The sequence below is a fragment of the Pseudomonas izuensis genome (assembly GCF_002356535.2).
Taxonomy (GTDB): domain Bacteria; phylum Pseudomonadota; class Gammaproteobacteria; order Pseudomonadales; family Pseudomonadaceae; genus Aquipseudomonas; species Aquipseudomonas izuensis.
In genome coordinates this window covers 2,221,506-2,240,528 of the sequence record NZ_AP017423.2, presented here as the reverse complement: position 1 = coordinate 2,240,528, position 19,023 = coordinate 2,221,506, and the positions used below count along the sequence as shown (strand labels likewise).

The following is a 19,023-nucleotide window of genomic DNA, read 5'->3' as shown; positions in this document are numbered from 1 at the left end:
CCCATCGCGAGCAGGCTCGCTCCCACATTTGAAATGCATTTCCCTGTGGGAGCGAGCCTGCTCGCGATGACTTCAGCCCAAACAACCTACCTCTCAGGGCTTGCGCAACAGATAGGTATCCATGATCCAGCCATTGGCCAACCGCGCCGCCTTGCGCACCCGCTCGATCTCATCCGCCACATCCTTGAGCTTGCCGCTGATCAGGATTTCATCCGGCGTCCCCAGGTAGGCCCCCCAATAAATCTCGGTATCCTGATCCGCCACCTGATGGTAGGCGTCCTGCGCATCGAGCATCACCACCAGGCTGTCCGCATCGCTCACCTGCCCCGCCGCCAGTCGCCGCCCCGTGGTGATCTCGACCGAGCGGCCAATCTGATTGAGCGGCACCTTGTGCTGCGCCGCCAGCGCCTGGACGCTGGTGATGCCGGGGATCACCTCGAACTCGAACGCACAGGCGCCGCTGGCCAGGATCGACTGCAGGATGCGAAGGGTGCTGTCGTACAACGCCGGGTCGCCCCACACCAGGAAAGCGCCACACTGGTTGTCAGACATTTGCTCGTTGATCAGTTGCTCAAAGGTGCGCTGCTTGGCCAGGTTCAGATCATCGACACTGGACCTGTAGTCCACATCGCCTCGTTCGCGCTCCGGACTTTTGGCCTCGACAAAGCGGTAATCACGATCGGTAATGTAGCGTTCGCAGATATCCCGGCGCAGGTCGATCAGCTTGTCCTTGCTCTGGCCCTTATCCATGAGGAAAAACACGTCGACCCGATTCAGCGCCTTCACCGCCTGCATCGTGATGTAGTCGGGATTGCCGGCGCCGATGCCGATGACCAGGAGTTTTTTCATCAAAGCGTTCCTTCGGGCTCACCGCCCGGCAAGCGCAGCCGCCAGCACCCGGTGAACCTCAGTTCGATGGCTGACAACGGCTCGACATCAATCAGGTTGAACGCCGAACCTTGCAACACGGTTGTCAGCGCGGCGCGGATGATAAACGGATGAGTCACGGCGACGACATGACCGGGTGTCGCCTGCAGCGTCTTCAGCCACGCCGCCACCCGCTCGACCACCTGCGCCACTGATTCGCCACCATGGGACGCCGAGTCCGGGTCGGCAATCCAGCGCTCGAGCCCTTCGGGCTCGTTTTTTTGCAGGTCGCTGATGCGTACACCGTTCCAGCGCCCGAAATCGCAGTCCCTGAGTGCCTCGACAATTTCCACGCGATCGCCGAACAGCCCGGCAGTTTGCCGGGTCCGCAGTTCTGGAGCGCACATCAGCCTCGGCGAACCCTTGAATCGGGCACTGCGCGACCCCCTTGCCGATTGCCAATCTATTTCCAATGGCTCATTTGTAGGAAAACGCGCCAATTTTTGTGCGACGGTTCGAGCGTGGCACATCAGGGTCAAACGGGTCGCCTGCACGAAAAGTCTCTCTGTCGATGGCAAGGAAAAACGGCGTCTCGCCGTGCAATATTGCGCAATTGTGCCGTAACCGGGCTAACCGGGTGTGTTTCGTTTCAGCCAATGATACGGGTTCGGTCAGGCATTTCATCGCACAACAACAGCCATCTCCGACATCCCTATAGGCCATGCCCTACAAGACCGATCGACATCTGCGTAGCCTTCTGCCGATGCGGCTCCGCAGCCTGATCGGGTGTTCAGAACGGCGCGAAAATTAACTAGACATGGAGCGCGCCTTAACTAAATACTGCTTTCAACGGATTACCAACACCCCATCCAGCAGGAGCCCGGATGCCCTCATTCAATGACCCGATCGCCGATCCCGGTCTGGACCAGATGCCGTCCGAATACAACGCCATACGCACCTTGATGCCCCCTTTGCGATTGCAGGGTTCGGGCCGGTTGCCCCGTGTGGCCCTGTACCCAAACGAGTGACAAAAAAAGAGCGGAGCCTGACAAGGCGACCGCCGTTTCAACGCGTGGAAACCGACAGTGATAGTCAGGCCCGGTACCCGTCACCGGGCCCTTTGATACAGGAGTGCATCCATGCTGGTCTTGCGTCCAGTGCTATTAACCGACCTGCCCCAATTGCAGCGACTTGCCCGCGAAAGCCTGGTGGGTGTCACGTCCCTGCCGGACGACAGCGAACGCCTTCGCGATAGAATTCTCGATTCCTGCACTTCGTTCGAACAAGACGTGCAAAGTGCCGGCCCCGAGAACTACTTCTTCGTGCTGGAAGACCTGGCGACCCGGCGTCTGGTGGGCTGCTCGGAAATCCTTGCCACTGCCGGCTTCAGCGAACCGTTCTACAGCCTGCGCAATCGCGATTTCAATAGTGCCTCCCGGGAGCTGAACATCGAGCACGGCGTACCGGCGCTGTCGCTGTGCCATGACCTCAGCGGCCATACTTTGCTGCGCGGTTTTCATATCGATGCAGCGCTGGAGCGCACAGCGTTCTCGGAACTCTTGTCACGGGCTCGCCTGCTATTCATTGCCGCCCACGCCCGGCGCTTTTCCGACGTAGTGATTACCGAGATCGTCGGCTACAGCAATGATGAAGGCCATTCGCCGTTCTGGGATGCCGTAGGCAAGCACTTCTTCGACCTGCCCTACGTCGAGGCAGAACGGCTTTGCGGCCTGGAAAGCCGGACGTTTCTCGCCGAATTGATGCCGCAGTACCCGATCTACGTACCGATGCTGCCCCAGGCCGCGCAAGACTGCATCGGCCGAATCCATCCCGATGGCCAGGAAGCCTTCGATATCCTGGAGCGCGAGGGGTTCGAAACCAACAGCTATGTCGACCTGTTCGATGGCGGCCCGACGCTGATTGCACGCACCGGTGGTATCCGTTCCATTGCCCGCAGTCACACCGCTTTGGTCCGACCCGGCCCAGTCAACGACGCCCGCGGTCGCTACCTGGTGAGCAATGACTCGTTGGAAAACTATCGCGCCATCGTCGCCGACCTGGACTTCATCGCCGGACAACCCGTGACCCTGGACGCCGATGTGTGCGCAGCGCTGAAGATCAGGGAACACAGCCCTGTCCGGCTGATAGCACTGTGAATCCAAGCCGCCCCGGTATCCAACGCCAGCGCCCGAACCGGCGTGAACGAGGAGCTTCAACATGATTGTCCGTCCGGTGCAGGTCACCGACCTGCCCGTTTTGCTCGCACTGGTCCGGCAGGCGGGCCGCGGATTGAGCAGCCTGCCGGCCAACGAGGAGCGCCTGAGCCATCGCCTGCGCTGGGCGAAACGGACATTTGCGCAACAGGTCGAACGCGCCGATGCCGACTACCTGTTCGTGCTTGAAGACGACGAACAGCAAGTGATAGGCGTAAGCGCCCTGACGGGAGCCGTCGGCCTGCGCGAACCCTGGTACAACTACCGGGTCGGGCTGACGGTCAACTCATCAGCGGACCTGGGCATCCGGCGGCACATTCCGACCCTGTTCCTGAACAATGAAATGACGGGACAATCGGAACTCTGCTCATTGTTCCTGCGCCCCGATCAACGCCTGGGCGGTCACGGCCGCCTGCTCTCCCTGGGTCGCCTGTTGTTTGTAGCGGAGTTCCCGCACCTGTTCAGCGACAAACTCATCGCCGAACTGCGCGGCAGTGCCGATGAGCAAGGGTGTTCACCTTTCTGGGACAGCGTGGGCCGCCACTTTTTCAAAATGGACTTCAGCCATGCCGATCACTTGTCGTGGCTGGGCAACAAGTCGTTCATCGCCGAGCTGATGCCACGCCAACCGCTTTACACCTGCCTGCTCACCGAACAGGCCCAGGCCGTAATCGGCAAGCCTCACGCGAACAGCGAGCCGGCGCTGAAAATCCTGTCCGCCGAAGGTTTTGCCCACCAGGGTTACATCGACATTTTCGACGCCGGGCCAGTCATCGAGGCCCCGGTGCCCGACATCCGTACCGTGCGCGACAGTCAATTGCTGGCGCTGACCATCGGCACCCCGGACGACGAGGCACCGATGTGGCTGATCCACAACCGGCGCCTGGAAAACTGCCGCATCACCACCGCCCCGGCGCGACAGGTGGGCGACAGCCTGATGGTCGACCGTCTCACCGCCAAACGCCTGCAACTGCAACCCGGTGATTCGGTGCGCGGCGTATTGTTACTCAACCAACAAGCGCGAGCCGTGGCGGCGTAATCGCGTTAAAAAGGCAGCAATCACGTTAAATTCGTCATCATTCCTAACATGCACCCGTGATAGCCTCTAACACTTTCGGCGTTGACACTTTTGCTCAAGCCCTTCCATTTCCATTGGTGGAACTCATATGTCCAGGCTGTCTCATCAAGATTTGCGCCGCAATTTTCGCCAACTGCTCGCTTCCAACACCTGCTATCACACCGCATCGGTCTTCGACCCAATGTCGGCACGGATCGCCGCCGACCTGGGGTTTGAGGTGGGCATCCTGGGTGGTTCGGTCGCGTCATTGCAGGTGCTGGGCGCCCCTGACTTTGCCTTGATCACCCTCAGCGAGTTCGCCGAGCAGGCTACCCGCATCGGCCGTGTCGCCCAGTTGCCGGTGATAGCCGACGCCGACCATGGCTACGGCAACGCACTGAATGTCATGCGCACTATCGTCGAACTCGAACGGGCCGGCGTGGCGGCCCTGACTATCGAAGACACCTTGCTGCCGGCGCAATTCGGCCGAAAGTCCACCGACCTGATCACGGTCGCCGAAGGTGTGGGCAAAATTCGCGCGGCACTGGAAGCCCGCTGTGATCGGGAAATGGCAATCATTGCCCGTACCCATGCGGGAATTCTGCCGGTCCAGGAAATCATCAGCCGAACCCGGCAATACCAGGCCGCTGGCGCAGACGGCATTTGCATGGTGGGCGTGAAGGACTTCGATCATCTGGAACAGATTGCCGAGCACCTGAGCGTACCGCTGATGCTGGTGACCTACGGCAACCCGGCGCTGCGCGACGACAAACGCCTGGCCGAACTGGGCGTTCGCGTCACTATCGACGGCCACGGTGCCTACTTCGCCGCGATCAAGGCGACCTACGACAGCCTGCGCGAACAGCGTCAGATCTTTACCCAGGCCTCGGACCTGAGCGCGACCGAACTGACACATACCTATACCCAGCCGGAGGAATACATCCGTTGGGCAGAGGAGTTCATGAGCGTCAAGGAGTGATGGGCAGCAGGTATTGCGCCTGACACTCCGCCTTCGCGAGCAGGCTCGCTCCCACAATGGTACGGCGTACACCGATCTACCATGGGAGCGAGCCTGCTCGCGAAAGCGTCAGTCATTACACCGCTAAACCGTAGCCCTGAACCCCTCCTCCCGCTGCAACGCCCTCGCCTGAATCACATCCAGCACCGCGCAGCCTTCGCGCATGAGCAAATGCACGGCGCGCGTCACCCGCGTCAGATCACAATCGGAAATGTCTTTGAGATTGAGGCTGGACAACGTGTCCGCCAGATCACGAACCACCGTGAAACGGTGCATGGCGCAAGCGGCCATGTCACTGAGTTCTTTGTGGGTGTTGATGAAGAGCACCGGGTGGGTGGCGTCGTAAGTGTCGATGGGGAGGTAACGGGGCATGACTTGGTCGAACATAGATGTAGCTCCTGTAGTTAAAGCTACTACCATTCGCGGCCAAACGAATGGTGGCAGCCGTACGCGGGTTGGCCGACCGGTACAGGACTCCGGCACACCCGAAGGTGTCCCACGCACAGCCGCCATAACACAACGTTTCAGACAAGAATTACCTGAAACGTGACGGTACGCTGGACGTTCCTGAAACCGACCGGCCAAGGTCGTTCGCGGTGTTTTCCGCGAACCCGAACTATAGGAGTCGATGCCGAAACGCGGCAACAGGGTACGTTGTAGGAAACGTCTTGAAAAGTTGTGCGCCGATTATCGAACATTCCTACGCTCTGGCTCTGGCTCTGGCTCTGGCTCTGGCTCTGGCTCTGGCTTTTGATCTTGATCCACCCGCCCCTTCGGGAGGCTGAGTGGAGGTGTTCATCCGGGGAGTGGCGCGCAGCGCCGTTCGACGCAGTCGAACACGCTGCATGTAGGTGCAGCGAAGCCAACCGGAGGGCAGTGTCCCCGGATGGATACCGGAGCGAAGGAACCCCGAGCCTTGGCGAGGGGCCGGACGCCGGGGCGAGCCTTTTTGGGTACTTTTTTGGCGTTTGAAAAAAGTGCCTCGCCGTAAGGGCGAAACCATAAGCGGCCGTTACCGCAGAAATGGATATGTACTCAGTCAGCAAAAGATAGGTCGGCTGTCAGGCCGCCTTCGCGAGCAGGCTCGCTCCCACAAAGGATTGGGTGCATCCGCAAAAGACAGGTCGGCTGTCAGGCCGCCTTCGCGAGCAGGCTCGCTCCCACAAAGGATTGGGTGCATCCGCAAAAGACAGGTCGGCTGTCAGGCCGCCTTCGCGAGCAGGCTCGCTCCCACAAAGGATTGGGTGCATCCGCGAGAGTCAGGTCGGCTGTCAGGCCGCCTTCGCGAGCAGGCTCGCTCCCACAAGGAATGCAGTAACCGTCAGACCGGGTCGAGCAGTTCGCGATGTGATCGACCATCGCCGCAGCAGATAACACGATTACGCCCGGTAGTCTTGGCTTCGTACAGCGCCTGATCGGCATCGTTCAGCCACAGGGTGGCATCGGTGTGACTTGGATTGAAGGCCGCCAGGCCGATACTCAGGCTGACATTCAGCGCCGGGGTTTGCTCGTAACCCAAGGTGGCGAATCGATCACGCAGGGCTTCCATGACAGCCGCGGCGCTGCTCAGCGGCAGGTCCGGGAGGATCACGCAAAACTCGTCGCCGCCGTAACGGCCGGCGACATCGGTGGCCCGCAGGTTCTGCATGAGCATTTTGCTCAGATGCCGCAACACCATGTCACCGGCGACGTGACCGTAGGTGTCGTTGATGCTTTTGAAATGATCGATGTCGATCAGGGCAATCGCCCCACCCTGCTGCTGGCGCTGGCAGCGCTGGAACTCGACTTCCAGCTGGTCCTTCCAGGCACCGTGATTGAGCAGACCGGTGAGGCTGTCGGTGCGGCTCAGGGCCAGTAATTCACGCTTCTGCCGGCCGAGGGCATGGGCCTGGCGAAAGCAGATCAAACCCAGCGCCAACGGATAAAAACACATCAAGGGCAAGCTGGCGTATAGCTGAAGTTGGCTGGTTTCAGGGATGAAGAACGGGAAGAAAATCAGCCATCCGGCGAGCATGCCGAGAATCTGCGCGACGGTGCCCGCCAGGAGAAAACGCAAACCACCGATGGCCACGTTGTTCATTGCCATCATGGACAGGGTGGTGGCGCTGGGCAGCGGATTGAAGTGCATGGCGACGACCCAGAAACCGCCCATGAAGGCGTCTACCAGCAAATTACGGTGCTCGGCATGGTAAGGCGTCGTGGACCGGCGTGCCCATTGGTAGGCCAGGTGCGGCCAGAGCAAGCCGTTGAACAGCATCAAGCCCCAGAGCCAGGGCGCCGGGTTCAACGGGTACATCGCCACGCTCACGCACAACAAGCCCAAGACCAGACCGAGGGTGCGCGATGTGTAGAGCCTCCTGGCCAACGAAAGTCCTTTTCCTCCCATATTTCCCATTGGGACCTCTGCACCACAGGACGGAACCTGATCTCACGGGGATAACAGGTGTGCTGGAAGTCTATCAGGGTAACGTTAAATAGCCATCACCGGCGGGCAGCGTGAATTCCGCAATATCTGGCTGTCTGGGTATCTGTAGGAGCGAGCTTGCTCGCGAAAAACGCCCTGACAACGCGGTCATTCAGACAGAGCGCGTTATCGTTGACCTCCATCGCGAGCACGCTCGCTCCTACAAGATCAAAGGCAATGGCCCGCCGTTTGGCTATACATGAAGATAGGGTTGGACCCATAACGACAAACAGGAGGCCCATGCAGACCTTCCAGGTGTTGATCATCGGCAGCGGCTTTGGCGGGCAGTGTGCAGCGGTCAATTTGCTCAAGGCCGGCATCACTGACTTTCGCCTGCTGGAACGGCGGGACTTCTTCGGTGGCACCTGGTGCCAGAACACCTATCCCGGCGCGGCGGTCGACGTGCCCTCGCCGCTCTACTCACTGTCCTTCGCCCCTTATCGCTGGACACAGATGTTCGCCGAACAGGCCGAACTGCATCGCTACACCCGATATGTGGTGGAACGCTTCGGCCTGCGCGACCGGGTGGAACTGCAAGCCAATGTCGAGCGCGTGGAATGGGACAATGTCGGCAAACGCTGGGCAGTGCACACCACCAAAGGCACGTTTCACGCCCAGTTCCTGATCAATGCCACCGGGCCGCTGAGTCAACCGGTGGTGCCGCACTTCAAGGGACAGGAACGCTTTCAAGGCAAGAGCTTTCACACCAATGACTGGGACCATTCCTACGATTACCGGCAAAAGCGCGTGGCCATCGTCGGCAGTGGCGCCAGTGCAGCGCAGGTCATTCCGGCGATTGCACCGCATGTCGAGCACCTGCATGTGTTCCAGCGCACGCCACATTGGGTGTTGCCCCGGCCGGACCGCAGCTTTGGCCGCTTCCAGCGTTGGCTGCTCGGGCTCAAGCCAGCCTACAAGCTGCTGCGCTGGATGATCTACTGGCAATTCGAAACCCGGGTGATTGCCTTCAAATACTCGAAACCGGCGGTGCGCATGGTCCAGCTTCAGGCCCTGCGCTTCATCAAGCGCCAGGTACCGGACGCCGAATTGCGGCGAAAACTGACGCCGGACTACACCATCGGCTGCAAACGGATCATTTTGTCGAGCACGCTGTACCCGGCACTGGCGCGCCATAACGTCACGCTGCACAGCCGCGAACAGGGTATCGCCGAGATCGACGAAACCGGCATCGTCATGCAGGACGGCCAGCACATCGACCTCGACCTGATCGTCTGGTCCACCGGATACGACGCCACCGACGGGGTGATTTCCTACCCCGTCACCGGCAAAAACGGCACGCAACTGCGAAACGTCTGGGCCGAGTATCCCCGAGCCTACCTCGGCACCAGCCTGCCGGACTTTCCCAACCTGTTTATCGTCACCGGCCCGAACACCGGCATTGGCCACACGTCGGCGCTGTTCATCATCGAATCGCAGATGAACTACATCCTCGACTGCATTCGCACGTTAAAAGCACAAGGTTTGCGCAGCATCGAAGTACGCCCCGAGGCAGAACGTACCTACACTGAAATGATCCATAGAGAAATGGAGCGCACGGTGTGGAAGTCCGGAGGCTGCCACAGTTGGTATCAAAGCAAGAGCGGTCATGTGATTGCCATATTTCCGGGGTTCAGTTTCAGCTTTCACCGCATGACCCGAGCCCTGAAACCCGCCGATCACATATTGTCCTGATCCTTCAGAAGGAAGACGCCTGATGCTTTTACTGGTTGTCGCTATCGCGGTTTTCGCGGCCTGGAGCTGGTTGAGCTACCCGGCCATCGGGTATTGGCTGTACGACTTGAGCGTGGCCGCCGAGGCCAGGTTGTACAAGTTGCACAAGATTGTCGTGCCCATCACCGAAATGACCGTCTCGACCTGGCAAGGCGGGCCTTACGAGGCCTCCAGCAATGTGTTGATGCTTCACGGCTACAGCGCGGATAAAAATATCTGGCTGCGTTTTGCCCGGTACTTTGTCGGCAACTACCGGGTGATCATCCCCGACATCGCCGGCCATGGCGAAACCGGCTTCAAGGCCGGTGGCGGCTATGACATCCCGTTGCAGGCCAAGCGCATGATCCAGTTGCTGGATGTCTGCGGGGTCGAGAAGGTCCATGTGATCGGCAATTCGATGGGCGGCTACATCGCGGCCTGGCTGGCGGCCAATTACCCGGAACGGATTGTCTCGGTCGCCCTGTTTGACCCGGCGGGCGTCGCCTCGCCCGAGCCCAGTGATCTGGAACACCATTTGTTCCGCGGTCACAACCCGTTCCTGATCAACTCGCGGGAAGAGTTCAAATACTTTTATGCCATGACCATGGCCGATCCCCCGTGGGTGCCACGGGTGGTACTGGACGCCATCGCCCATCGCTATGAACAGTCGCGCGACGAACTGGAAGAAATCTTCCGCGATTTTCGCGCCAGCCCGCCGATGGAGCCGAAACTGCCGGCGATCAAGGCCCCGGCGCTGTTGTTGTGGGGGCGCAAGGATCGCTTGATCGATGTCAGCAGCGTCGCCATCTGGAGCAAAGGCATTGCCGATCTGCGAGTGGAAATCTGGGAAGGCATCGGCCACATGCCAATGGTCGAGGCGCCCGCCGGTTCGGCACGCCTGTATCGGGAGTTTTTGGCATCGCTGCGTTCGGAGAGCCCCCAGGATCAACGACTGCACTGAAGATGCAGTCCTTTGCAGAATGAAGTTCGTCAGAAACTTCGTTTGTCGGCGCCGCTGAAGGCTGCGATCTTTTCTCCCATCCTTCACGTCACCGCGCCAGGAAACCTGTTCATGAATCACCCGAGCTTCGTCAGCCCCGACCTGATCCGCCAACGCTTCTCCAAAGCGATGTCCGACATGTACCGCGAAGAAGTGCCACTGTACGGCGCGTTGATGGAGCTGGTGGAACAGACCAACCGTCATGTGCTCGACAGCGATCCGCAAGTGGCCCGACAGTTGAACAGCACCGGCGAAATCGAGCGCCTTGACCTTGAACGCCATGGCGCCATCCGCGTCGGCACCGCGGCTGAACTGGCGACCCTCGCCCGCCTGTTCGCGGTGATGGGCATGCAGCCGGTGGGTTATTACGACCTGACCCCGGCCGGGGTACCGGTGCATTCCACGGCGTTTCGCGCAGTGCATGAAGCGTCGTTGCAGGTCAGCCCGTTCCGCGTGTTCACCTCACTGTTGCGCCTGGAACTGATCGAAGACCTGGAACTGCGGGCGTTTGCCCAATCGGTGCTGGACAAGCGGTCGATCTTCACCCCTGCCGCGCTGAAACTCATTGACCACGCCGAAACCCAGGGCGGTCTCACCGACCAGGAGGCCGGGGAATTCGTCGAACAGGCGCTGGAAACCTTCCGCTGGCACCACAGCGCCACGGTCACCGCCGAACAATACCGGACGCTCAGCGCACAGCATCGGCTGATTGCCGATGTCGTGGCGTTCAAAGGCCCGCACATCAACCACCTGACACCCCGCACCCTGGACATCGACATCGTCCAGGTGCAGATGCCGGTTCATGGCATCACCCCCAAGGCGGTGATCGAAGGCCCGCCCCGCCGCCAGTGCCCGATCCTGCTGCGCCAGACCAGCTTCAAGGCACTCGACGAGCCGGTCGCTTTCACCGACCAGACCGAGTCCCGCGGCAGCCACAGTGCCCGCTTCGGCGAGATCGAACAACGCGGCGCCGCCCTCACCCCCAAAGGCCGGGCGTTGTATGACCGCTTGCTCAATGCCGCCCGGGACGAACTCAAGGACTTCCCCAACGAAGCCAACGCCGCGCGCTACAACGCGTTGATGGTGCAGCACTTCAGCGAATTTCCCGACACATACGAGGGCATGCGCCAACAGGAACTGGCGTACTTTCGCTACTTCGTGACGGAAAAAGGCCTGGCGGCGGCCGAGCTGAAAACCTTGCCACTGGAAGCGCTGGTCAGCGGCGGCTATCTGCGGGTTGAACCCTTGGTGTACGAAGACTTCCTGCCGGTCAGCGCGGCGGGAATCTTCCAGTCAAACCTGGGGGACGCCGCGCAAACCCGCTATGGCGTGCATTCCAACCAGCAAGCCTTCGAAAAGGCGCTGGGACGGCCGACCATTGATGAATTGGGGCTGTATGCAGAAACCCAGCGGCGGTCGATCGAGCAGTGTTTTGCCGCACTGGCGGACTAACGCGGACCTGTGGGAGCACGGCTTGCCGGCGATGGCGACCTCACGTACGCCATCGCCGACAAGCCGTGCTCCCACAGGGTTTGTGATTACTTCAACTTCGCCAACAAGGCTTCCGCCGCCGCCTGCGACGACGCCGGATTCTGCCCGGTCAACAACAGGCCATCGGTGAGCACGTAGCTCGCCCAATCAGGCCCTTTGGAAAAAATCCCGCCCTTGGCCTTGAGCTCGTCCTCCACCAGAAACGGCACGACATTGGTCAGCTGCACCGCTTCTTCTTCGCTGTTGGTGAATCCGGTGACCTTCTTGCCCTTGACCAACGGCTGGCCATTCACGTCCTTGGCATGACGCAATACTCCGGGGGCATGGCAAACGGTCGCAACCGGTTTACCGGCGTTGTAGAACGATTCGATCAGGGCGATCGAATGCTTGTCTTCGGCGAGGTCCCAGAGCGGGCCATGCCCACCGGGATAGAAGACCGCATCGTAATCACCGGCCTTCACGGAACTGAGCAGGACGGTCGAGGCCAACGCGGACTGGGCAGCAGGATCCTTGCGAAAACGCTCGGTAGCCTCGGTTTGAAAATCGGGCTCGTCGCTTTTCGGGTCCAGCGGTGGCTGGCCGCCCTTGGGCGAAGCCAGGGTCAACTGCACGCCGGCATCCTTGAAGGCGTAATACGGTGCCGCGAATTCCTCCAGCCAGAAGCCGGTTTTCTTGCCGGTGTTACCCAATTGATCGTGGGACGTTAAAACCATCAGGATTTTCATGTCGTCTTCACTCCATCTCAGGGGTTAGCGGGGGTGGCCTATTGCCGTGATGCGCAAGAAGCTGCGCGTAGATCCTGGCGTAAGACCCTGGTGCGAGGTTGATCGTTCGGTCGCAAAGGCCTTTCACCAGGTGCGCAAGCCGATGCCACGTGCTGCGCAACTTTGCGCGCGAATATCGGGTGATTCTGGGGTAGCACCTTGCGGGGAAATGCTCGACCCGTTGATTTGTGGGGCTTCGTGGCTTGTGGCACGGACCTTGTTAACCGTCAGGCCCCCGCCAGGCACAACTGCCTTCCGGGAGTCTCACTTAACTCTAGCAAGGAGAGCATCCATGGCTACCCCCGCGTACATGTCCGTCACCGGCGAGAAACAAGGTCTGATCACAGCCGGCGCGTATACAGCCGACTCCGTCGGAAATACCTATCAGGAGGGTCACGAAGACGAGGTAATGGTTCAGGGCTTTAGCCATGAAGTCACCATCCCGCGTGATCCGCAGTCTGGCCAGCCAACCGGGCAACGCATCCATAAAGCAGTGGTAATCACCAAAGTATTCGACAAGGCCTCACCACTGCTGCTGGCGGCACTGACTTCCGGCGAACGCATGAAGACTGTCGAAATCAAGTGGTATCGCGGCTCGGCTCATGGCACTCAAGAGCACTACTACACCACCAAACTTGAAGACGCGATCATCGTTGACATCAAGGACTATATGCACAACTGCCAGGACCCGGCGAACTCACACTTCACCCACTTGCAAGATGTACATTTCACTTATCGCAAAATTACCTGGACTCACGAAGTGGCCGGAACTTCGGGCTCCGATGATTGGCGCACCCCGATCGCGGGCTAATTTTTTTCGACATTTTATATCGGCCAGCATTGCTGGCCGATTGTATTTTTTAAGGTAAAAAAGGCGGGATCCATCATTTGAAAAGTGTTCGCCCAGTGCAGTGGCCTCGGCAATCCATGCACTGGTAAAGAGCCGTAACACTGGGCGAACGGGGTGTATTTTAATTGAAGTCAATGAATATGTCCGCGTCTGAAAACATGAAATTTGCGGATACATTTTTATAACATGTTAGCTTGAATATTATTCTTGCAGACCGATAGAACTCACTAGTTCGTCCATAAAAAAGTGATTATTCCTATACAAGAAGCTGTACAGGAACAATCAACAACAGTGCTGGCACTCAACTTCCGCGTTTGCTGGTCACGGTCAGTATGTCGGTGTAGGTCACATAAACGCTCTGTCCAACTTTCAGTTCCTTCAACTTGGCCTGAACTTCCGGGCGTTCTACATCCACGGTTTTGGACTGTCCTTTCGGGTTCTCAAAGGTCACCCGATTGTTCTTCACATCAATGCCGGTGATTTTCAGCTGCACCTTCACCTGGCGATAGGCTTCCCCCCCTGGGTTGGCACTGCCCGGGGCGGCACGAACTTCGCCAGTGCGCTCAGTGCTGCCTGGCAAGCCCTTGTCGACATCGGTATCGAGGTAGGCCGCCACGGCGCGGGTGACTTTGATATCGACCTGATCGCCGGGTTTCAGTTTGTCGAGGTTTTTGGCCTTTTCGGTCAATTGCACAGTGGCCTGACGACCTTCCGGCCCCTCAAGGACGACTTGATGGTTGGCCGCATCCACCGAAACGACTTTGGTGGAGATCTGATCGGCTTCCACGACAGCGGACAGCGGAATATCGGCGGCAACGACGCTGAAGCTGGCCGCAGACAGCAAGGTAGCGAGGGTAATGGCTTTGGTCAGTGCGTGACGTTTCATAGGCTGAACGTTCCCTGTGATTGATGGCAACGAACGGCGCTCAATTGCGATCAAGCGCCGACCGTGCCGATGAGCATAGACGCTGATCAGGAACGCTTCGCAGTTTCTTGTGCCGTCGATTCTCCGCTGGCCGTGCCTTTTGCCGCTTTCCTCAGCTTTCGGGATCGTCGACTTCCCGGGCCACGTTGATGGCCGGTGAATCCATATGGGATTGCTCCGCCCTGGCCTTCAGGTCCTGCCATTGTTCAAGGTCAATGGCGCCCTGCCCCAACAGGTCATCGGCCAGATCCAGTAGCTGCTGGTAATGAGCGTCGGGGGACTGTTGCCAGTAAGCCTCGTCTTCGAACAGGCGCTGCCACGCATCGAGGTCGGGCGGTGTGAGGTCTTCGCGCATGGCAGGCTCCGGTCAAAGGGCTTCTGGATTTTTGAGGCCGGCGCGCTGTCGAGAGTTCCGACTCAATAACCGGTCATTTCCAGATACCCCTGCCCGCCATGGCTGCCGCTCAACTGCACCGGGCCTTCCCAATAGGGAATGCGCAAATCCATCCAGGCCTTGGGATTGAGCGCGCTGATGACGATGTCCAGGTGCTTGCCGGGAATCAGGATCGACCAGCGTACGGGCATCGAGCGCCCGGCAACGCGGGTGGTGTCTTGCGGGATGAGGCGGATGTCGGCGCCGTGCAGTAACTGGGTCTGGCCTTGGGCGTCGATCCACGTACCGGTGAGGTAAGGTTCACCGTCCTTTTGCCGCATTCGATAGAGCATCACCTGCTCGCCGCTGTCCAGGTGCAGGGAAAACCAGTCCCAACCGGTCTGGCTGGCGGTCAATGGTTGGCTGCTCCATTCGCGGTCGAGCCATGCGGGTCCACTGACCTGATACGGCTTGCCGTCGATCTCCAGCAGGCCGCTGGCCCGGAAAAACGGCTGGCTGTAGTAATACGACGCCTGGCCTTGTTCGGATTTCTGGCTGAAGCCCTTGTCCCCTTGCAGCACCAACGGCCGATTCGACGTCAGCCGCAGTTGATAACTGAACGCCTTGTCGCGGGCAGTCAGTTGCACGTCGGCCAGCGGGTCGGCGTCACTCGACTGACTGCTCAAACGCCAGTCGTCGATCCATGCATTGAACGGCGCCAGGCTGACACCGGCCTGGCCGACGCCACCACGGGCGTAGCGTTCGGCAGCGTGATGCACCGTCGCCGACGTCACCGCCGCGTGACCGAGCCAAACCACCTGATTTTCCCAACCGGCCACTTCAGGGGTGGCTTTCAAGGCACTGCGAAACAGCGTCCACTGCGCACCGAATTCATGGCCCTGTTCGTCCTTGAGGTTGGCGGTGACGTACCACCATTCGATGCGAAACCCGTCGTGGGGGCCGTGATCCGCCGGAAAACCGAACACCCGACCGGGCACCACCGGCGTGAACGCAGACGCTTGATTGCCCATCCCCGCGAAGCCTTTTTCCACGGGCACCGATTGATCGCAGCCACTCAATAGCAAGGTCAGCAGCACGCCGGCGAACTTAATCCTCATGGGCAAACGTCCTCAATAAGTCCGCCGGCTGCGTGCGATACAACGCGTACAACGGCCACGCCGAGGCCAGCAACGTCGCCACCAGTGCCAATCCCATCAACTGCAGCAATTGCAGCGGAAATACCCGCAAGGGTAGGCGCCAACCGAAGGCCTGCACATTGATCACCGTGTCCAGGCACCACGCCAACGCTATGCCCAGCGGCAATGCCAGCACCAGCGTCAACAGCGCCAGCAACCAGGTTTGCCCGAGGTTGAGCAGCATCAGTTGCCGGCGCGTCACGCCCAGCGCCCACAGCGGCGCCAGTTGTCCGAGACGGCTCTGGCTTTGGGTCAGCAGGCTGATGAACAGCGCGACCCCGGCCACGCAGAGGGTCAGGCTGTTGAGTGCGGCGGTGGCGGCAAAGGTGCGTTCGAACACTTGCGTGGACCACCCCTTGAGTCGGGCCTGATCGACGATGCGGCTGTCCTCCAGGGCGAAACGCTCTTGCAGTGCCTTCACGAACGAGGGAATCGAAGCCGGTTCGATGCGCAGGTTGAAGCGACTCGGCGTCAATTGCGGCCAGCCGCGCAGCAAATGGTTGACGTTGACCAGCACGTGCCCCTTCGGATTGCCGTAATCGGCATAGATCCCGACGATGCGCGGCGACCATGGGCCATTGGGCGTGGGAATCGTCAGGTGATCGCCCAATCGTACTTTCAGGCGCCGGGCCAGTTGTTCGCTGAGCATCAATGCATCGTCCGTGGCCAGGCGCTCCCAGGGCGTGTCGCCCAGCGCTTCCAGCAGCGGCCAGTGCTGGCGATAGGTCGGATGATCGATGACGCCGAAGACGTCCGTGGGCCACCCTTGCAGCTGGATCGACACCTGCCAGCTGGGCAGCACCGCCGTGATTGGCGGCTGTTGCTTGAGCCAGGTGAGCAGCTCCCGGGCCTGCGCGGGGTTTTGCGGATTGAGGTAAAGCTCGGCGGTCAGCCGTTGTTCGAGCCAATGGCTGAAGGTCTGGCGAAAACCGGCGGTCATGCTGCCGGCGCCGATGTTGGCTGCGAGTGCCAACAGCAGCGCCATCAACGCCAGGCTCAGGGCGGGCAGTTGCTGGCGGCAATCGGCGACAAACCATTGGCCGAGCACCGAACGGCTGCGAGGGAGCAGCCCGTTGAGCACGGTGTTGAGTACCACCGGCAGCGCCAGTGCCGCGCCCAGCAACAGCGTGGCCATCAATACGAAACCGCTGGCCAGGCTGTCTCCGCCAAGCAAGGCCAGCAACGCGATTGCCAAGGCCAGCGCCGCCACCCCACCCTGACGGCGTAACCAGCGTGCGTGGGCCTGATGCCAGGCCTGGGGGTCGGCCAGGGCCAGCAGCGGCAAGCGCGCCGCCCGCCACAAACTGTTGGCGCCGGCGAACAAGGCGCCCAGCAGGCTCAGGCCGATGCCGCTGAACCACCACAGCGGGCTCAGGCTCAATTGCCCCGCCACTTCGGCACCATACAAACCACGCAGGCTGGCGGCGACATCCGGCAGCAGCACGCTGGCCAACAGGTAGCCACTCACCACACCGGCCACGCCACCGATCAAGGCCAACACACCCAATTCGACAGCGAGGCAGGCGATCAGCATCCGCGCGCTCACGCCACAGGCGCGCAGTGTTCGGAGCAAGCCTCGACGCTGTTCCAGCGCCAGTCCGATGGCCGCATGCACAATGAACAGGCCAACCACGAACGATAGAAATCCCAAGGCATCGAGATTCAGATGAAAGCTCTCGGTCAGGCGTGCCAGATTGTTTTCTTCGCCACTGCTCTTGAACTGCAATTGCCCCTTGAACGGCTCGGGCAGCGTCGCGGTGAAACCCTTGGGCAGCAGCAGGCGCGATACCTGATCCGGTAAACCGAGAATCCGCTGGGCAAACCCGATGTCCACCAGCAACACACCCGGTGCCATGTCCGCCTGTACATGCAACGGCGGCAATGCCTGTCCGTTCACCGCCAGCGGACGATCGCCCTCCGTCAGCCCCAAGGCTTGCAAGGTCTGCGGCGAAATCCAGGTGCTGCCCGGCGGGGTGAAAAACTCGACCACCTGCTCCATGGCCAATGCCTGTCCGGCCACGGAGCCGCCCGCCGGCAGCGACACCGGCTCGATGCCCATCAGTTGCAGACGCTGATCCTCATGGCCCTCGAGCGTCAGTCGTCCCTGCAACACCGGTGACACCGGCCAACCGGCACGGCGCAGGTCAATGAACCATTGCTGCGGGAAGGTTGCGCCAGTGGGCGTGCCGAGGCTGGCCTGGGGTTCGCCGCCAATCAATTGACTGGCCCGGGCATAGCTGTCCCGCGCCTGACTGTTCAGCGCCTGCACGCCGGTCAGCAGACTGGTGGCCAGCCACAAGCCGGTCAGCACACTGAAGAACTGCACCGGGTGTTGCCGCCAGTGACTGAGCAGCGCCCGCAGGGTTTCGCGAAAAATACGCACTTCAGCGCCCGTCCACACCGGCCAGGCGACCACCGTGCAACACCACTTTTTCCGCCAGCCGCGCCGCGACGCTGGGGCTATGAGTCACCATCAACAGGGTCGTGGGGCTGTCATCGAGCAGTTCCAGCAACAGTTTCAGCACCTCGGCGCTGGTGGCTTCATCGAGACTGCCGGTGGGTTCGTCGGCCAGCAGCAGTTTCGGTTGCGAGGCCAGGGCCCGACCCAGCGCCACCCGTTGCTGCTGGCCACCGGAGAGTTGCTCCGGGTAACGTCGCAGCAGATCGGCCAATCCCAGGCGTTGCACCAAATGCGCCTGCCAGCGCGGATCATGACGCCCGGCAAGCCGCGCCTGAAACGCCAGGTTGTCCTCCACCCGCAAGCTGCCGATCAGGTTGAACTGCTGGAACACCAGGCCGATTTCCGTGCGCCGCCAGTTCGCCAACTGCCCTTCGTTCATGCGCTCCAGCCGTTGTTCACCGCTGCGGATGCTGCCACGATCCACCTTGTCCAGCCCGGCGATCAGGTGCAGCAAAGTGCTTTTGCCACTGCCCGACTCCCCCATCAGCGCCAGGCTGCTGCCGGGCCTGAGGCTCAGGTCGACGCCTTGCAGCACCGGCAACGGGCCTTGTGGGGTAGCGTAGCTTTTGAAGACGCCCTGGACTTCAAGCATGGAGGGGGGCTCATTGAAAACCGTGAGCCTAGGATAGCGGAC

The 19,023-nt window shown here is 60.5% G+C and carries 18 protein-coding genes; 8 read left to right on the top strand and 10 right to left on the bottom strand.

Annotated elements, in window-relative coordinates:
• Positions 1-93: 93 nt before the first annotated feature.
• The gene (gene cobF / locus LAB08_RS10105; RefSeq protein ID WP_096512350.1) at positions 94-849 is read right to left on the bottom strand and encodes a precorrin-6A synthase (deacetylating); all 756 of its coding nucleotides are present in this window, start codon (positions 847-849) and stop codon (positions 94-96) included.
• Entirely contained in the window at positions 849-1,421 is a 573-nt protein-coding gene (locus tag LAB08_RS10100) for a histidine phosphatase family protein (protein WP_096512351.1), read from the bottom strand. Before LAB08_RS10100 ends, cobF begins: the two co-directional genes overlap by 1 nt.
• Before the next feature lie 330 nt (positions 1,422-1,751).
• Here LAB08_RS10100 and LAB08_RS10095 point away from each other — a divergent pair, with 330 nt between their 5' ends.
• From LAB08_RS10095 to LAB08_RS10080, 4 genes are all read left to right on the top strand, one after another.
• Entirely contained in the window at positions 1,752-1,895 is a 144-nt protein-coding gene (locus LAB08_RS10095; protein ID WP_157755726.1) for a hypothetical protein, read from the top strand.
• Between the two features lie 111 nt (positions 1,896-2,006).
• A complete protein-coding gene (locus LAB08_RS10090; protein WP_096512352.1) occupies positions 2,007-3,023 on the top strand; it encodes an arginine N-succinyltransferase in 1,017 nt (338 codons plus the stop codon).
• Positions 3,024-3,084: 61 nt separating this feature from the next.
• Positions 3,085-4,119 (top strand): arginine N-succinyltransferase, encoded by a 1,035-nt coding sequence (gene astA / locus LAB08_RS10085; RefSeq protein ID WP_096512353.1) that lies wholly within the window; start codon positions 3,085-3,087, stop codon positions 4,117-4,119.
• A gap of 127 nt (positions 4,120-4,246) precedes the next feature.
• Positions 4,247-5,116: an isocitrate lyase/PEP mutase family protein gene (locus LAB08_RS10080; RefSeq protein ID WP_096512354.1), complete on the top strand. Its 870-nt coding sequence runs from the start codon at positions 4,247-4,249 to the stop codon at positions 5,114-5,116.
• Between the two features lie 123 nt (positions 5,117-5,239).
• Here LAB08_RS10080 and LAB08_RS10075 read toward each other — a convergent pair whose 3' ends face one another.
• Together LAB08_RS10075 and LAB08_RS10070 are read right to left on the bottom strand one after the other, a co-directional pair.
• Positions 5,240-5,542, bottom strand: a complete 303-nt coding sequence (locus LAB08_RS10075; protein ID WP_096512355.1) for a hypothetical protein — start codon at positions 5,540-5,542, stop codon at positions 5,240-5,242.
• A gap of 934 nt (positions 5,543-6,476) precedes the next feature.
• Positions 6,477-7,550, bottom strand: a complete 1,074-nt coding sequence (locus LAB08_RS10070) for a diguanylate cyclase (protein ID WP_096512357.1) — start codon at positions 7,548-7,550, stop codon at positions 6,477-6,479.
• Positions 7,551-7,859: 309 nt separating this feature from the next.
• Here LAB08_RS10070 and LAB08_RS10065 point away from each other — a divergent pair, with 309 nt between their 5' ends.
• The 3 genes from LAB08_RS10065 (at position 7,860) to hglS (ending at position 11,781) form a co-directional block, all read left to right on the top strand.
• Positions 7,860-9,311: a flavin-containing monooxygenase gene (locus tag LAB08_RS10065; protein ID WP_096512359.1), complete on the top strand. Its 1,452-nt coding sequence runs from the start codon at positions 7,860-7,862 to the stop codon at positions 9,309-9,311.
• Between the two features lie 22 nt (positions 9,312-9,333).
• Positions 9,334-10,290 carry an alpha/beta fold hydrolase gene (locus tag LAB08_RS10060; RefSeq protein WP_096512360.1) on the top strand — a complete coding sequence of 319 codons (957 nt, stop codon included), beginning with the start codon at positions 9,334-9,336 and terminating at the stop codon, positions 10,288-10,290.
• A gap of 111 nt (positions 10,291-10,401) precedes the next feature.
• Complete coding sequence (gene hglS / locus LAB08_RS10055) at positions 10,402-11,781, top strand: 2-oxoadipate dioxygenase/decarboxylase HglS (protein ID WP_096512361.1); 1,380 nt, start codon at positions 10,402-10,404, stop codon at positions 11,779-11,781.
• An 86-nt stretch (positions 11,782-11,867) separates the two neighbouring features.
• Here hglS and LAB08_RS10050 read toward each other — a convergent pair whose 3' ends face one another.
• Positions 11,868-12,545: a type 1 glutamine amidotransferase domain-containing protein gene (locus LAB08_RS10050; protein ID WP_096512362.1), complete on the bottom strand. Its 678-nt coding sequence runs from the start codon at positions 12,543-12,545 to the stop codon at positions 11,868-11,870.
• A gap of 331 nt (positions 12,546-12,876) precedes the next feature.
• On the opposite strand from LAB08_RS10050, the gene LAB08_RS10045 reads away from it, so the two are divergent.
• Positions 12,877-13,395, top strand: coding sequence for an Hcp family type VI secretion system effector (locus LAB08_RS10045; protein ID WP_096512363.1), 519 nt, complete (start codon positions 12,877-12,879; stop codon positions 13,393-13,395).
• Positions 13,396-13,735: 340 nt separating this feature from the next.
• On the opposite strand, the gene LAB08_RS10040 is transcribed toward LAB08_RS10045, so the two are convergent.
• From LAB08_RS10040 to LAB08_RS10020, 5 genes are all read right to left on the bottom strand, one after another.
• Positions 13,736-14,320 carry a hypothetical protein gene (locus LAB08_RS10040; protein WP_096512364.1) on the bottom strand — a complete coding sequence of 195 codons (585 nt, stop codon included), beginning with the start codon at positions 14,318-14,320 and terminating at the stop codon, positions 13,736-13,738.
• A gap of 151 nt (positions 14,321-14,471) precedes the next feature.
• The gene (locus tag LAB08_RS10035) at positions 14,472-14,714 is read right to left on the bottom strand and encodes a hypothetical protein (RefSeq protein ID WP_096512365.1); all 243 of its coding nucleotides are present in this window, start codon (positions 14,712-14,714) and stop codon (positions 14,472-14,474) included.
• 62 nt (positions 14,715-14,776) lie between these two features.
• Positions 14,777-15,850 carry a lipocalin-like domain-containing protein gene (locus LAB08_RS10030; protein WP_096512366.1) on the bottom strand — a complete coding sequence of 358 codons (1,074 nt, stop codon included), beginning with the start codon at positions 15,848-15,850 and terminating at the stop codon, positions 14,777-14,779.
• Positions 15,840-18,311 (bottom strand): ABC transporter permease, encoded by a 2,472-nt coding sequence (locus LAB08_RS10025; protein WP_096515482.1) that lies wholly within the window; start codon positions 18,309-18,311, stop codon positions 15,840-15,842. Before LAB08_RS10025 ends, LAB08_RS10030 begins: the two co-directional genes overlap by 11 nt.
• A gap of 1 nt (position 18,312) precedes the next feature.
• Entirely contained in the window at positions 18,313-18,981 is a 669-nt protein-coding gene (locus LAB08_RS10020) for an ABC transporter ATP-binding protein (RefSeq protein WP_096512367.1), read from the bottom strand.
• Positions 18,982-19,023: the final 42 nt, after the last annotated feature.